The sequence below is a fragment of the Novosphingobium sp. ZW T3_23 genome (genome assembly GCF_044987305.1).
Taxonomy (GTDB): domain Bacteria; phylum Pseudomonadota; class Alphaproteobacteria; order Sphingomonadales; family Sphingomonadaceae; genus Novosphingobium.
In genome coordinates, this window is sequence record NZ_JBJDRF010000016.1 from 33,330 (window position 1) to 48,043 (window position 14,714).

Annotated in this window: 11 protein-coding genes; 1 reads left to right on the forward strand and 10 read right to left on the reverse strand. The window is 65.5% G+C overall.

The window, feature by feature from the left end; genetic code table 11:
• Positions 1-5 precede the first annotated feature (5 nt).
• From ACI3K3_RS10905 to ACI3K3_RS10915, 3 genes are read right to left on the reverse strand one after another with little or no spacing between them, the layout of a single operon-like run.
• Positions 6-1,391, reverse strand: a complete 1,386-nt coding sequence (locus ACI3K3_RS10905; RefSeq protein WP_404913609.1) for an efflux transporter outer membrane subunit — start codon at positions 1,389-1,391, stop codon at positions 6-8.
• A complete protein-coding gene (locus ACI3K3_RS10910; RefSeq protein ID WP_404913610.1) occupies positions 1,388-4,492 on the reverse strand; it encodes an efflux RND transporter permease subunit in 3,105 nt (1,034 codons plus the stop codon). Before ACI3K3_RS10910 ends, ACI3K3_RS10905 begins: the two co-directional genes overlap by 4 nt.
• A complete protein-coding gene (locus ACI3K3_RS10915) occupies positions 4,492-5,484 on the reverse strand; it encodes an efflux RND transporter periplasmic adaptor subunit (protein WP_404913611.1) in 993 nt (330 codons plus the stop codon). Before ACI3K3_RS10915 ends, ACI3K3_RS10910 begins: the two co-directional genes overlap by 1 nt.
• Before the next feature lie 310 nt (positions 5,485-5,794).
• Between ACI3K3_RS10915 and ACI3K3_RS10920 the strand changes: the two genes are divergently transcribed.
• Complete coding sequence (locus tag ACI3K3_RS10920; RefSeq protein ID WP_404913612.1) at positions 5,795-5,950, forward strand: hypothetical protein; 156 nt, start codon at positions 5,795-5,797, stop codon at positions 5,948-5,950.
• 113 nt (positions 5,951-6,063) lie between these two features.
• Here the strand turns inward: ACI3K3_RS10920 and ACI3K3_RS10925 are convergent, their stop codons facing one another.
• The 7 genes from ACI3K3_RS10925 to ACI3K3_RS10955 form a co-directional block, all read right to left on the reverse strand.
• Entirely contained in the window at positions 6,064-7,545 is a 1,482-nt protein-coding gene (locus ACI3K3_RS10925; protein WP_404913613.1) for a glycoside hydrolase family 28 protein, read from the reverse strand.
• Positions 7,542-9,950: a glycoside hydrolase family 2 TIM barrel-domain containing protein gene (locus tag ACI3K3_RS10930; protein WP_404913614.1), complete on the reverse strand. Its 2,409-nt coding sequence runs from the start codon at positions 9,948-9,950 to the stop codon at positions 7,542-7,544. Before ACI3K3_RS10930 ends, ACI3K3_RS10925 begins: the two co-directional genes overlap by 4 nt.
• Positions 9,951-10,075: 125 nt before the next feature.
• Positions 10,076-10,342, reverse strand: a complete 267-nt coding sequence (locus tag ACI3K3_RS10935; protein WP_404913615.1) for a hypothetical protein — start codon at positions 10,340-10,342, stop codon at positions 10,076-10,078.
• Entirely contained in the window at positions 10,339-10,686 is a 348-nt protein-coding gene (locus ACI3K3_RS10940) for a hypothetical protein (RefSeq protein ID WP_404913616.1), read from the reverse strand. The genes ACI3K3_RS10935 and ACI3K3_RS10940 overlap by 4 nt, the downstream gene beginning before the upstream one ends.
• Positions 10,687-10,854: 168 nt before the next feature.
• Positions 10,855-11,127, reverse strand: coding sequence for a hypothetical protein (locus ACI3K3_RS10945; RefSeq protein ID WP_404913617.1), 273 nt, complete (start codon positions 11,125-11,127; stop codon positions 10,855-10,857).
• Positions 11,128-11,518: 391 nt separating this feature from the next.
• Positions 11,519-12,262, reverse strand: a complete 744-nt coding sequence (locus ACI3K3_RS10950; protein ID WP_404913618.1) for an energy transducer TonB — start codon at positions 12,260-12,262, stop codon at positions 11,519-11,521.
• 4 nt (positions 12,263-12,266) lie between these two features.
• The gene (locus tag ACI3K3_RS10955; protein ID WP_404913619.1) at positions 12,267-14,663 is read right to left on the reverse strand and encodes a TonB-dependent siderophore receptor; all 2,397 of its coding nucleotides are present in this window, start codon (positions 14,661-14,663) and stop codon (positions 12,267-12,269) included.
• Between the last annotated feature and the right edge of the window lie 51 nt (positions 14,664-14,714).

A 14,714-nucleotide genomic window follows, 5' to 3' on the forward strand; every position in this document is an offset into this window, starting at 1 on the left:
GCAGCCTAGCGCGCCTGCGGTCCGTTGCGCCAGCCACCTCCGAGCGCGCGGAACAGCGCGACTTCCGCTTGCCCCACCGCCAGATCGCTCTGGACCTTGGCGAGGCGTGCGGAGGCAACGGTGCGTTCTGCGTCGACCTGGAGCAGGCCCGCCGCATCGCCGTAGCGCACGCGCGCCGTGGCACGGCGGGCGTAAGCCTGGGCTTGAAGCACAGCCTCGCCCAGGTCGCGGTTGCGCCGGACTTCGGCATCATAAGCGGCCAGTGCGGTTTCGACCTCGCGAAGGGCTTTCAACATCGCCACCTCCCAGCCCGCCACGGCCGCCCGCTCGGAAGCGCGCGCTTGCGCCATCTTCGCGCGGGCCGGAGCCATGTTGGGAAAGGCCCAGCTGATCAAGGGCGAGGCGACCGCGTCGAACCCACCTCCAAGCAGGCCCAAAGCACCGCCCAGATTGACCTTCGGATAAAAATCTGCCCTCGCCACGCCGATGCGGGCCGCCGCGGCGGCAAGCTTGCGCTCTGCCTCGCGCAGGTCAGGGCGGCGCACCAGCAGCGCGGTGCCGTCACCCACAGGCGCCGCAGTCTTGAGGCGCGGGGCAGCATTGCAGGTCAGCGATAAAGTGCGTGCCTCGGCAGGCGCGCGGCCCTGTAGGGCGGCGATGCGATAAAGCGCATTCGAGCGCCCCGCTTCGAACGGCGCGATCCCGGCGCGGGTGGAGGCAGCAAGGGCGGCGACTTGCGACACCTCCATCGGCGAGACGTCGCCGGCAGAGAACTGTTCGCGCACCAGCGCGACCGACCGTTCCTGCGCGGCGGAGACGGCCCGGGCCTCGGCTATGGCGCGCGTGGCGGCGCAGAACTCGACATAGGCCTGGACGGTGTCTGCCACGACGGCGAGGCGTACGCCATCGAGCGCCGCCTGCTGTGCCTCGGCATCGGCGCGGGCAGCCAATGCCCCGGAGCGCAGGCGGCCGAACAAGTCGATGTCCCAACTGGCGGTCGCCGCGATGTCCCAGTCGCTGGCCGAGACCGAGGCGGCGCTTGGCTGGTTGCTGGGGTCATCGACCGTCAACGCGCTTTCAAGAGCGGTCGTCGGAAGTCGCGCGGCCTGTGCCTGCTTCAGTGCGGCGCGGGCTCCATCGAGGTTGGCGTAGGCTACGCGCAAGTCCGCATTGGCGGCAAGGCTCGCCTCCACCAGCGCGTCGAGTTGGGGATCGTCGTAGAGCCGCCACCAGTCGTCCGGCACCGCCTCGATCGAGGCGACCGGCAGCGCGGCGAACGGCCCCGCAGCGGCGGGCGGCACCACCGTCTCAGGCGGCGGAGGTACGCTCATGCAGGCGGAGACGGTGAGTGCGATCAAGGGTGCGCTCCAGCGCGAAAGGTGCGGGGTCATGCCAAGACCTCCGTGGGTTCGGCGGGCGGCGGCGTGCGTTTCTCCTCCCCGTAGCGCGCGTAGAGTGCGGGCATCAGGAACAGATTGAGCATAGTCGAGGAAATCAGACCGCCGAGGATGACGATCGCCATGGGATGCTCGATCTCGTGCCCCGGGGCATTGCCGGCCACGATCAGCGGCACCAGTGCCAGCCCGGCGCAGGCCGCCGTCATCAGGATCGGCACCAGCCGCTCCTCCGCCCCGCGCAACACGAGGTCGCGGCCGAAGTCCATGCCTTCCCCCCGCTCCAGATGGCGGTAGTGCGACAGCAGCATGATCCCGTTGCGCGCGGCGATGCCGATCACCGTAACGAAACCGACAAGCGAACCCAGCGACAGAACCCCGCCGGTCAGCGCCACCGCAACGACACCGCCGACAAGCGCGAAGGGCAGGCTCACCCCAACCAGGGTGGTGATCCGGCGCGAGCGGAACTCGATCCACACCAGCAGGAGCACGCCCACGAGACATAGCGCCCCGGTGGTCCACAGCCGCTGGCGCGATTCCCTGAGCGCAGCATATTCGCCCAGCACTTCGGGGTGATAGCCGGTGGCGAAAGGCACTCTGCCCACGGCCGCCTCGACGCCGCGCGCCACGGTGCCCAGATCGGCGCCGGACACATTGAGCGTCACGTCGAGCCGGCGCTGGCCGTTCTCGCGCTTTACCTCGTTGGGAGCGGGCACGATTTCCACGTCGGCTATGTCGGCAAGGCGCACGGGCGCGCCGGTGGAAGATTGGATCATCAGGTCGCGCAAGGCGTGGATGCTGCCGCGCACCGCCGGTTCACCCCAAAGCGCCACGTCGAACGCCTTCTGCTCGCGGTAGATCTCGCCCACCTTTTGCTGGGCCACGAGCGTCTGGGTCTGACGGCGCACGTCGCCGGCGGTGAGGCCCAGACGCGCAAGATACTCGGGACGCGGGCGAATACGAAGCTGGGCGACGAGAACCTGGCTTTCCAGCTTGAGGTCGCTCACACCCGGAATCCCGGAAACCGCATCGCGCACGCGTGCTCCCGCCGCGCGCAACTCGTCCTGTTCGGGGCCGTAGATGCGCACGACCATAGTGGCGCCCGCGCCGGTCAGCACTTCCTTGATGCGTTCGCGCAAATAGGTGAGCACGTCGCGGAACAGGCCGGGATAGCCATCCACCACCGCCTTGATGCGCGCGACCGAAGCATCGTAGTCGGCCTTTTCGTCAAGGCTGATCCATAGCTCGGTGAAGTTGGGGCCGACGACCTCGTCCGCCTGCTCGGCGCGGCCGATGTGGGCGCCGAAATTGCGCACGCCGGGGATCGCGCGTAGCTCCTTCGAGGCGCGGATGGTGATGCGGTCCATGGCCTCGATCGATGTCCCCGGCTTCTCGACGAAGTGCATCAGGAAGTCGGTTTCGCGGAAATCGGGCAGGAACTGGTCCTTGAACGTCGCATAGCCCCCGGCGGACAGCAGCAGCCCGCCTGCCACCACGCCGACCGCCGCCCGGGGCCGCATGACGAAGCGGGGCAGCGCGCCCGCGTAGCCCCGCTTGAGCCAGCGCACCACGCGGGTGTCGCGTTCCTCGGTCAGCGGTGCGCCGGGGAGAAGCAGCAGGCAAAGCGCCGGGGTTACGGTGAGCGCCACCAGCAGCGAGGTGGCAATGGCGAGCACGTAGGCGATGGCGAGTGGCTGGAAGAACGTGCCCGCCACGCCGCCGAGGAAAAAGATTGGCAGGAACACCAGCATGACGATCAGAGAGGCGAAGACCACTGCAGAGCGGACCTCCAGCGAGGCGGCCAGCACGACCGAAAAGGCGGAGCGCGGGTTTGCGGCCTCACGCTCCAGCCGCAGGCGCCGGGCGATGTTCTCGACGTCGATGATGGCATCGTCCACCACTTCGCCCAGCGCGATGACGAGACCGGCGATCACCATCACATTGATCGTCGCCCCGCTCCACAACAGGACCAGGCCCGCGCCCAGCAGCGAGAGCGGGATCGCGGTGAGGCTGATGACGGCTTGCCGCCAGTCGCGGGTGAAAAGAAACAGCACGGCCGCCACCAGGACGCAGCCGATCAGCAGGGCGCGCGTCAGGTTGTCGATCGAGCGTTCGATGAACGTGGCCGGGCGGAAGATCGTGGTGTCGACCTTCACGTCCTTGAGCCCGGGCTTCAGCTCGCCCAGTGCCGCTTCGACGGCCCGGGTCAGTTCCAGGGTGTTGGCGGTCCGCTGCTTCTCGACGATCAGCATGATGCCCGGCACGTCATCGATGATGGCATTGCCGATCGGCGCAGCGTGGCCGTCGATCACGCGGGCGACGTCCGAAAGGCGAATGGGCGCGCTGCTCGACTGGCGCACGATGGCCTGGCCGAGCCCGGCAGCGTCCTGCACCATGCCCGCCTGCTGCACGGCGATGCGCTGGTTCGGTGTGTCGAGGAAGCCGCCGCCGCCCACCAGCACCGCGTCTCCAGCCGCAGCCCGCACTTCGGCCAGGGTCACCCCCGCTGCGCGCAGGCGATCGGGATCTACGAGAACCTGAAGCTGGCGGTCACGCTGGCCCCATACCGCGACGTTGGCCACGCCGGGCACCGCCATCAGCCGGGGCCGAATGGTCCAGCGCACCAGTTCGGACAGCCTCATCTGATCCAGCTTCCCCGAGGTAAGCCCGATCTTCATGGCACGGCTTGTAGAGGAGAGCGGCGGCATCAGCACCGGCTGGCGCGCGGCGAGCGGCAGACGCGGCTGGACTTGCGCAATGCGTTCGCCCACCATCTGCCGGGCGCGCATCACATCGGTGCCCCGCTCGAACAGGATTTGCACCGACGACAGGCCGAGCACCGACTTGGAACGCAGTGTCGCAAGGTCGGGCACGCCATTGACGGCAGTCTCGATGGGAACGGTAACGAGGCTTTCCACTTCTTCGGTGGAAAGGCCCGGCGCCTCGGTCTGGATCTCGACCATGGGCGGGGCGAATTCGGGGAATACATCGAGCGGGACATCGCGCCCCGCGCGGATGCCGAGCGCTACCAGAAGCGCCGCCATGGCGAGCACGAGGACGCGCTGGGTGAGCGCGAAGCGGACCAGTCCTGCCAGCATCAGTGCGCCGCCCCGAACTCGGTGCCGAAGAGTTCGGCCGCACCCACCGTCACCACTTGCGCACCCGGCTCCAGCCCGCGCGCGAGTAGCGCCTGTCCGCCGCTTTCAGAAACGACCTCGATGCGTTGGCGCACGAATGCGTCCTTGCTAGTCATCCGGTAAACCCATTCGCCGCCGTAGATGTCGCGAACGATGGCGGAGGAAGGAACCGAAAGGCTCGCAGTCCGGCCCGCCAGCGGCAGTTCCACGGCAACGCGCTGGCCGACACGGAACTGACGGTCGCGATTGCCGAGGGCGTAATAGAGGTCCACGGTTCCCGCGGCGCTGTCTGCAGAGGGCGGTGCCTGGACCGGCCGGGCACCGCGCGCCTGCTCCTTTCCTCGCCCTTGGCTACCGAGCGGGCGCACCATGGCCTCCGCTCCGCGCACGACGGCGCCCACGTCGCTGGCGAAGACCGAAGCCCGTACCCAGAGCACCGACTGGTCGCCCAGTGCGGCGACCGCAGGGCCAAGCAGCCGCTGCTGCTGTCGCGCCGCGCCGAGCGCCGCCTGCGCGGCAGCGAGAGCCGCCGCCGCTTCGTCCCGAGCGCGAACGCTGCCGGCTTCTTCACGCACCAAGGCTTCGGCGCGGGTCAGGGCGATGCGGGCCAACCGCGCTTGCGCTTCGGTCCGCGCGACCTCGCCATCAGCTATAGCCTGCTGCGATCCGACTTGAGCCAAATTGGTCAGCGAATTGGTCGGCACTCCGCCCGCTGCGGTGGGCGGAACCACGATTTCGCCGGTCACCTGCCGCACCTGCCGCGCCGAGCTGCCGCCCACCGGCTGGATGACGATGCCAAGCCGTTGCCGGGCGCGCGGCGTAAGGGTCAGCTTCAGCAACTCACTCTCGCTGGCGATCGGCTCGGCATGCGCCGGCGGCGGCGAGGGTTTCCGGGGCGGTTCCTGGCACGCGGCGAGGACCAGCATGAGCAATGCGGGAGCAGGTCGAATCATCGGATTGACCTAACCGCGAGATATTGGGAGCGGCTGGATTCAACATTACGATCTCCCAATGTTCAACAGCGGTTGGTTGGAATACTCGGCATTTTGCGCGGTCTTGGCGATCAACGGGAAAGGCGCCCAATCCGGCTTTCGTCGACAAGGGTGCCACCCTAACCCCGAAAAATGCCGCCAACGCCTTCATCACCAAGAGCTTCGGCGAGAAGTTCGGCATCGGCGCCGGGGCCAATTACGTAGGCGATCGCTGGGACGACCCCGCAAACACCACCGTGCTGGAATACTACTTCACCGCAGACGCAATAGCTTGGAAGAAGGTGGGCCCGGCTCGGCTCGGCTCCAGATCAACGTCTACAACCTGTTCGACAAGAACTACATCGTTTCCGGGCATGGCACATCACCGCTGCTGAACCATCCGGGCGCGCCGCGCACGGTACTCGGCACCCTTCGTTTCGCGCTTTGATTCAGGCGAGAGCCAGGCCTGATCACCGGATACTGCCGGTTCCCACCAGAGGCAGTTTCTTCGTCTGAAGATTTTCGATACCGAACACCGGGCCGCCGGCTTCGAGCCAGCACTTATCGGCAGACGGCCCATTTGTCGCAGCGGATGCTATCCGCGCCGGGCAGGGTGCGCAGATAATCCTGGCTCCAGCGCCGCCCGCCGACGATGACGTTGGCCAATCGCGTCAGATCGACATCTACGGCGACGGATGGCATCGTCTCGCGGCCGACCGTTATGTTCGCCAGTTGCAGGTCGCGTACCGGTGCCTCGGGCAGGCCGCGTACGATCAGCACCCGTTCGGTAGACCGGACCGTGCAATCCTGCACCGAAACATGAGCGACTTGCGGTACGTGGCCCCCGCCATTCCCTTCTTCGTAGAGCATCCAGATCTGGATGAAGGCCTTGTCCACCGCCCCGGCATCGATGCGGCGCAGATGAATATTCTCGATCAAGCCGCCGCGATAGCTGTTCGACTTGATGATGAGCACCCGCGTAAGATTGGGGCTGTCCATCCGGCAATCGTGGACGAAGACATTGCGCACGCCGCCGGTCAGTTCGCTGCCGATGGCAACGCCCGCATGGCCGTCCTTCATCAGGCAATGACGGATGACGATGTTCTGGCACGGCGTGTTCAGACGTCTACCGTCGGCATTGCGGCCTGCCTTGATGGCGATGCAATCGTCCCCGGTATCGAACACGCAGTGTTCGATCAGCACGCCGTTGCAGGATTCGGGATCGATCCCGTCATTGTTGGGACCGTGGCTTGAGCACGTCACCCTGCGAAAGGTCACGTCCGTGCAATCTACCGGATGGACCTGCCAGAATGGGGCCGCCTCTACCGTGAGGCCTTCCATCAGCACCCGGCGGCACCGATAGGGTTGGAAGAAGGAGGGGCGCAGGCGGCTGCCTTCCCCGAATACGCGCTGCTCGACCGGCACGCCGCGTTCGGCCATGTCGAACAGACGGGCGCGGTCGGTGGCCTGCCGCTCCTTTTCCGGCGTGTCACGGTAGCGATCAGCCCAGGGGCCTTTCCATGGCCACCATGTCCGGTCGTCCGCCGATCCATCGATTACGCCGCCGCCGGTCAGGGCCACGTCTTCCTCCTCGAAGGCGTAGATGAGAGGATGATAGCCCATCAGTTCCACGCCCTCCCAGCGGGTACGGACCGGGAGCAGGTATCGAGCGGGTTCGGGGATGAATTTGAGCCGCGCGCCCTTCGGGACATGCAGTTCCATGTGAGATCGCAGGCGGATCGGACCGGTGAGCGTCACGCCGATCGGAAGCAGGATCCGGCCGCCGCCGGCCTCGCCACAGGCGGCAATGGCGCGTGCGATCGCCATGCTGTCATCCGTGCGGCCATCCGCCATCGCTCCGAATGCAACGACCGGGAAGGTGCGGCGCGGGATGCGTGGTGGCTGGATACCGTCGGCGATGGTCCTGGCGCTTGCCTCGAAGCCATCGTCTTGCGCTGCGGCCCAGGCAGGACGAACGGAGGCTGCCAGAACGACCGCACCGGCCATGATGTCGCGGCGCGTCGGCGTGAAGTTGGCGGTCATTGGGTTGCGGCCAGATCGACGGCGCCAGCCTTCAGCCCCTCGGCCGTAGCGGTGACGGTGAAATGGCCCTTACCCGCGCCCCGGACCAAGACGACCGCCATGCCATCCTGCGCCGCGCGGTCGGGTGAAGGGAAGGGGGTGTGATCGACCGAGGATCCATTGTCGGTCGCGATCAACTGCCCACTGCCCGTGACCTTGAAATGCAGGCGATTGCTGGCAGAAGGCACGGTTACGCCCTTTGCATCGACCACCCGCGCACGAACGTAGACCATGTCGTCGAAGGCGGAGCCGACGGTTGGCGCGTCCGGCTCCAGTTGGATGCGCGTCGGCTTGCCCGCCGTTCGCAGGCTGTCGGACACGGCCTCACTGCCGGGATCGCGGCAAGTGGCACGCACTTCGCCCGGCGCATAGCGCACCGCCCAACGCCGGGGAGAGGCATCCGCATTGATCGGCAGCGTGCCCAGCGAGCGACCGTTGAGGAATGCCTCGACCTGTCGGCAGTTGCTGTAGACCTCGATCGTCTCGTCGTGCGGGCTGCGGTCCTGCGGGGTCCAGTCGTCGAACAGGGCGACCTTGGGCTTGGGCGTTGCCACGGCGATCATGGTCGGCAAAGCGGGCTGGTTCGGACCGCCCGCCCCATCGGTAGCCGGTCCGGCCGCTGCGGGATCGGCATTGCGTACGACATGGACCACCGGCCGTTCAGACCACCAGCTTTCGCGCTCCATCCCGCTGATCTTCTGGCGGCCGGTGCGATCGAGCAGCCCGGCCGGATTCTGGATATTGGGCCATCCCGAACGGTTCGCCTCGCCCAGATAATCCACCCCGGTCCACAGGAACATGCCGGAAAAAGGCCCATAGTCTCGCACCGGCACCCAGTTGCTGCGGTTGTGCCCGTTTTCGGTGCCGATGATGCTGCGTTTCGGGTTCTGCCTGCTCGCCGCGATCAGTTCGTTTTCGCGATAGTTCTGGCCGACCACGTCCAGCATGTCTGCCAGGCCATTGTCGTAATCCTTGGTCACGTTCGGTCGGAACAGGGCCATGGTTACCGGCCGAGAGGGATCGGCGGCGTGGACGATATCCAGTATGCTGCGCAGCGCGGCCTTTGCCTGGACCGGATAGGCGGTGTCATGGATTTCGTTGCCCGCGCTCCACAGGACGATGCTGGGATGGTTGCGATCGCGGCGCACCATGTCCAGCGTGTCGCGCTTGTGCCAGTCGCCGAAGAAGAGATGATAATCCTCCGGCGTCTTGGCGACATTCCACTGGTCGAACAACTCGTCCATGACGATCAAGCCCAACTCGTCGGTCAGGTCGAGAAATTTGGGGCTGGGGACATTGTGCGCGGTGCGGATTGCGTTGACGCCCTGCGCCTTGAGCGTCGTCAACCGCTGGCGCCAGACGGCCAGCGGAACGGCGGCCCCCACCGCGCCGCCATCGTGATGCAGCGCCACGCCCTTCAACTTGAAGTTGCGGCCATTCAGCCAGAAACCGGTTGCCGGATCGAAACGGGCTTCGCGCACACCGAAGCGGACATCCTCATTGTCGAGCAGGGTGCCGTCGGCCGCCAGCACGCGGATGGAGGCGCGGTACAGGGCAGGATCGTCTATGTCCCAGCGGTGCGGACGGGGTAGCGTGACTTCGAGCGGCACGATCGTAGTGCGTCCGGCCGCAACGCTGGTAGCTGGCGTCACGACACGCGCGACTTCGCGGCCATCGGGATCTGTCAGCCGCAGCTCGACCTTGATGTCGGTCGCCGCTTCGGTGTCATTCTGCACATCCGCGGTGAGCGCGATCGTCGCCTGCGCGTCGCTGATGGCGGCTGCCCGCACGTAGGCGCCGCCTTGCGGAATATGGACATCGTCCGTCTCGATCAGGCGGACGTGCCGATAAATACCCGAACCGGTGTACCAGCGTGACGAGGGGGCGGCGGATGTATCCGCACGGACGGCGATCACGTTGTGGCCATCCGCGCGCAGATGGCGCGTCAAATCGTAACGCTGGCTGATATAGCCCATGGGGCGATAGCCGATATGATGACCGTTCACCCAGACGCCGCTGCGCTCCATGATGCCGTCAAATTCGATGAAATAGCGCCGCCCCGGCTTCGGAGTCAGATCCAGCTTCCTGCGGTACCAGGCAACTCCGCTGGGCAGGAAGCCGTTCTCGCCTGCGGCTTTGGCGTTGGGATCGAACGGGCCGGCAATGGCCCAGTCATGCGGAACGGTGACGATCTGCCAGGATGCATCGTCCAGCGCGGGAGTTTCCGCGCCTTCAGGATCGGCCTGGATGAAGCGCCAGCCGTCGGGCAGCGGGGTAATCGTGCGCGGCGCAGCGTGCGCCGCGCCGATCGCGGTCAGCGCGGTAGCCAGCGCATGGAATATCATCCAGCTGCCCGTCTTGCGCATTCGCATTTCCTCTCCCGCCGCTGCCTCTCTTCATTGAGTAATGAAAATCCCTCTATTTGCAATACCGTATCATAATGCGGCTTCAGCAAGGCGAGTTTGTCGAGAGTAGGGGGGATGTTCCCCCGTCAGCATCCATCCCGCCGATACGGCCCAAGCTTCGACTGCAAAGCGTCCCTGCCACAGTGAGAACGTCTGCCTTCGATGCGCCAGACCTTCACCACCTTCCTGCCTTGCAGCAACAGGACGATGCCAAACAGCGAGGCGCCGAGCAGCGCGATCGTGAGAATACCGCGCAAACCCTGCGCGTCTTCCGGCGCAAGAAGTTCGGCGCTAGGTCCGCCGATCAACAGGACCGCGCCTAGGCCTCGCCAGAAACGATCTTGCCTCGTCATGAGTCCTGTTCCCTTGCGGAACAGCTCTTTGCGAGCACGAGGCGACCGGCTCGTTTGGCAGCCTGTCGAAAAGCCTTGGAAGCGCCTGCGGAGCCTTGGAAAAGTACAACGTCTGCAGGAAAATCGGCCTCGGCTTCCAGTCGCCCGATCGCCTCGCCGACTTCGAACTCCAGACCGATCGCGGTATCGCGGAGCAGCTGCGAGCGCCAGCGCGCTTCCTCGATATCATCGCGGTCGACGTCTGTTCCCAGACATTCGACCGAAAGGAATCCTAGTGAATGCGCTTCGCGTGCGGCGTGGATAAGCAGGGCCCCGTCTGCGCAGTGCACATCGACGATGCGCACGGCCCTGCGCCCGCGATCCCGCAGCATTTTGAGATGGGCCATAAGCACCGGCCAGCAGGGATCACCTGGCTCGGTGCCTGGCGCGAACGCGCTGCTGATCAGGAGGGCTGGCCAGGGTGCCTGTCCGGAAAGCGTTAGAGAATAATGCATGGTGAAACCTCCCCTTGATCAAGCCGCGCGGTCCAGGACGAGCGTGGCGGCTTCCGGGACCGGTTCGAATGGGATGGTCGGTACGATGCACTGCATCGTGAAGACGATGTGGCCACCCGGATAGGCATGGATCTCTGAGCGTGCGAAGCGCCATGCGGCATCCCGCGAAATGAAGCGGCCTTCAAGCAGGCCATGGCTTTCCTGTACAAGCCAGTGGCCGGCCTGATCCTGACCGACGTAGAATACCGAGGCGCGTTGGTCGGGCTCCGGAGTGCTGGGGGCTGCGTTCACGAATTGCTCCTGAAAGCTTCATTGACGGGTGCTCCCGCGATGTCGCGGTGAACCCGATCAAGGTATGCCCCAAGCCATATGCATTCCAGATCGAGAGAGATGGCATCGCATTCAATCTTCGTTGAATTTCGGCGCGTTTTTGCTGTAGAACCTGTATGAACTTCTTATGCGATAGGCGCTTTCTCGTTCTCGCATTCCTATGGCTATCTGCATATTTGTCCGGCTCCATCGAAAGTGGAGCTATCCATGTTCTCGGATCTCGGAGAGCAAAGACTTGCGATTGGGTCAGCCTGCGAGCCCGCGCAGCTCGCCTTTTATGTCTGGAACAGCAGGTTCAGTCGCGAGCGGCGTGATGCTTGCGAGCGAGCACAGTTCGAAACGGTTGACGCCATTAAAAGTAAAATTCCACCGGCACGACCAATTCGATGCTGTTGCCTCGAACCTCAGCCGGGGGCGGGGGCAGCGGAGACGTTCGCTTCGGCAGCGCAAGGGCCTCTCGGTCCAGCGAGGCGAAGCCGGATGTCTTGTGCAGGGTCACGCTCAGGACCTGACCTTTGCGGTCCACTGAGAAACGCACCATGACCGTGCCTTGTTGGCGCCGCGCGCGCGCCGAGCCAGGGTATGTCTTTACGGCATTGAGGCGCCCCAGCACGCGCGCATGCCAGGTGTCCGGCCCCTGTTCGCTGCCTGGCGACTTCCTGGCCACTGTTTGCGCAGGAGGAGGCGAAGGCGGGGCTGGAGAGGGCTGGGTAGGAGCGATCGGGGCAGGAGTGACCGGCGCGGCGCGTGCCAGACTGGTCTGGCCGATCACAACCGGCGGCGGAGGGACCGCCGATGGCTGCGTCACGGCGGTCGGATCCGGCTCAGGCTCGGTTTCCGGCTCCGCTTGTTCCGGCAGCGGTTCATCCTTCGACGGCGCCGGTTCGGTGACGTCGAAGGTAGCAAGATGCGGTGCAACCGGCGCCTGCGCCGCCACCGTGCGCCAGCTCAGGAAGCTGATGAACACCAAGGGCAGGCAGAACACCAGCACGGTCAGCACCAGTGCAAAACCGCGCTTCGGTTCAGGGCTGTAGCCCGCCGATATCACGGCGACCTTGCTGGCTGCCGTACTACCGGCCCCGGTGCGCATCGACATGGCGTCAGTACCGCGCGCGCAAGGTGCCGACTATGCGGCGCGGCGTTCCCGGGTAGAGGTTGTTGTCGCCCTGCACCGCCTCCACGAAGAAGCGATCGGTCAGGTTCTCGGCGTTGACCGAGACTTCCCAATGCGGATTCAGTGCATAGCGGATGGAGGCGTCGAACGTCTCGTAGCCGGCAATCGTGAAGCGGTTGTCCAGGTCCACCTCGCGCTTGCCGACTACACGGATGCCGCCGCCCAGCGACAGGCCAGACAGCGCGCCCGAAGAGACGCTGTAGCTGGTCCAGATCCGGCCGCTGAAACTGGGGACGCCGTTGAGGCGATTGCCCACCGCGAACGTGTTGTCCCGCGTGATTTCGGCGTCGAGATGGCTGGCGTTGGCGATGATGTTCCAGCCCGGCAGGATCTCTCCTGTAATGTCGAGTTCCAGACCGCGCACGCGCTGTTCGCCGGTGAGGATCGAGAAGTCCGGGTTGTCGAGGTCTTCGGTCGACACGTTCTGCTTGGTGATCTGGAACGCCGCCGCCGTGATCGACAGGCGGTCCAGCAGATCGAACTTCACGCCCGCCTCGAACTGCTCGCCCTTTTCGGGGTCGAGCGGGGTGCCATCCACCAGTTGGCCTTGCTGAGGCTGGAAGCTCTGCGTATAGCTGGCATATAGCGATACCGACGTCGTGGGTTGATAGACCAGACCGGCGCGGAAGGTCAGTGCATCGTCCTTGGTGCGGATCGCGGCATCTTCCAGATAATCCCACCGGTACGACTTCGTCCGGTCATACCGTACCCCGGCCAGCGCCTTGACGTGTTCGCCCAGCGCGATCTGATCCTGCAGATAGAAGCCCCAGGTATCGACGTCATAATCGTAGACGTTGTTCACCGTAGCGACCGGGACCGGCGTCATGCCGTAAACAGGGTCGACTGCCGCCACCGAGCCGATGTTGGCGCGCGCAGACCAGAATGCCATTTCGCCGTTGGTCCGCTCTACCCCGGCCATGATGCGGTGCTCCAGCGGTCCGGTATAGGCATCCGCGATCGCGTCGAAGCGCATCGACAGGTCGTTCGAATCTTCAGTGCGGTTGGTGATGCGGCGGCGGACCACGCCATCGGCATTGCCTTGAAGATCGACCGCATTGTGGTCCTGCACCAGGGCATCGGTATAACGCCCGGTGAAGCGCAGCATCAGCCACGGCATGACCTGACGCTGAGCTGCCAGACCCAGCACCAGCTTCTCGGTAGCGGTATTGGACCAGCGCTCGCCGTAGTATGTACGCGCATCGTGAACGTAATTGCCGTCCTCGTCCGCGATCAACCCGCGATCGAAGGGCACCTTCTGATCCGCATAGTCCGCCGTCAGATCCACTTGCGTCAATGCATCGGGCTGCCAGCGTACCGCCGCCGCGCCATAGACACGCTCGCTCTCGCGCGCTTCGCGGCGGAAACCGCCGTTGGTCTGAATGGCTCCGGTGGCGCGGGCCGTCAGCGTGCCGGATGCGTTGAGCGGGCCGGTCACGGACATTTCACCGCGATAGAAATCGAAGCTGCCGCCCTGCAGCGCGCCGTCGAAGTGGAATTGCCTGCTGGGCGCGCGGGTGACGATGTTGATCACGCCGCCCGGTTCGCTAAGCCCCATCATGACCGAGGCGGGGCCTTTGAGCACCTCGACACGTTCCACATTGGCAAGATCGAAGAAGCCCTCGGGGCGTTCCATCGCGCTGGTCAGCGGGAAGCCGTTGAGCGCATAGCGCCCGGACACGAAGCCACGAATGGAGTAGGTTTCCGCTCGGTTGCCCGCCGTGCCGTTCAACTGGACGCTCGACACGTTCTGGACGATATCGGTCAGACGCACGGCGGCCTGATCCTCGATCACGGTGCGCGGAACGATCTGGATCGACTGCGGTACGTCGCGAATGGCGGTATCGGTGCGGGTCGCGGTGGCGCTCAGGGTGGCGCGATAGCCGGGCACGGGGCCGGTGGCAGTCTCGATCTCACCACTGCGAATCCGGCGCGCGCCTTCGCCCTGGACCCGGACCGGACCGAGAACGGTTGCGCCTCTTGCTGTTGTTGCACTCTCGGCCTGCGGCGCGCGGGTCAGTCGCACCGATCCGGCGCCGGTCGGCTGATAGCCAAGGCCGCTCCCCGCCAACAGCGCGGCCAAAGCCTCGCCCGATCCGCGCGCTCCGGAAACCGGAGCGGACGTGCGCCCGGCAACGTCGCCGGGCTCATAGCCGACCTGCATGCCAGACTGCCGCATCCACGCCAGCAACGCGCTTTCCAGCGACTGCGCGGGGATCTCATACGCCTGCTCGCCCGCAGCTTGCGCCAATGCTGCTTGTGGCAGGCCGATCGCCAGCGGAAGCGCCGCGCTGGTCATCAGCCTCATCGCAAGGCGTGTAGACATCGAATTCATGTAATCCCCCGTCGTCCGAAGTCCCGTGCCCCGCCATCGTGG

Coding starts and splice junctions, on each gene's coding strand:
- ACI3K3_RS10905 (WP_404913609.1), bottom strand. CDS start 1,391: ATGACCCCGCACCTTTCGCGCTGGAGCGCACCCTTGATCGCACTCACC.
- ACI3K3_RS10910 (WP_404913610.1), bottom strand. CDS start 4,492: ATGCTGGCAGGACTGGTCCGCTTCGCGCTCACCCAGCGCGTCCTCGTG.
- ACI3K3_RS10915 (WP_404913611.1), bottom strand. CDS start 5,484: ATGATTCGACCTGCTCCCGCATTGCTCATGCTGGTCCTCGCCGCGTGC.
- ACI3K3_RS10925 (WP_404913613.1), bottom strand. CDS start 7,545: ATGACCGCCAACTTCACGCCGACGCGCCGCGACATCATGGCCGGTGCG.
- ACI3K3_RS10930 (WP_404913614.1), bottom strand. CDS start 9,950: ATGCGCAAGACGGGCAGCTGGATGATATTCCATGCGCTGGCTACCGCG.
- ACI3K3_RS10935 (WP_404913615.1), bottom strand. CDS start 10,342: ATGACGAGGCAAGATCGTTTCTGGCGAGGCCTAGGCGCGGTCCTGTTG.
- ACI3K3_RS10950 (WP_404913618.1), bottom strand. CDS start 12,262: ATGTCGATGCGCACCGGGGCCGGTAGTACGGCAGCCAGCAAGGTCGCC.
- ACI3K3_RS10955 (WP_404913619.1), bottom strand. CDS start 14,663: ATGTCTACACGCCTTGCGATGAGGCTGATGACCAGCGCGGCGCTTCCG.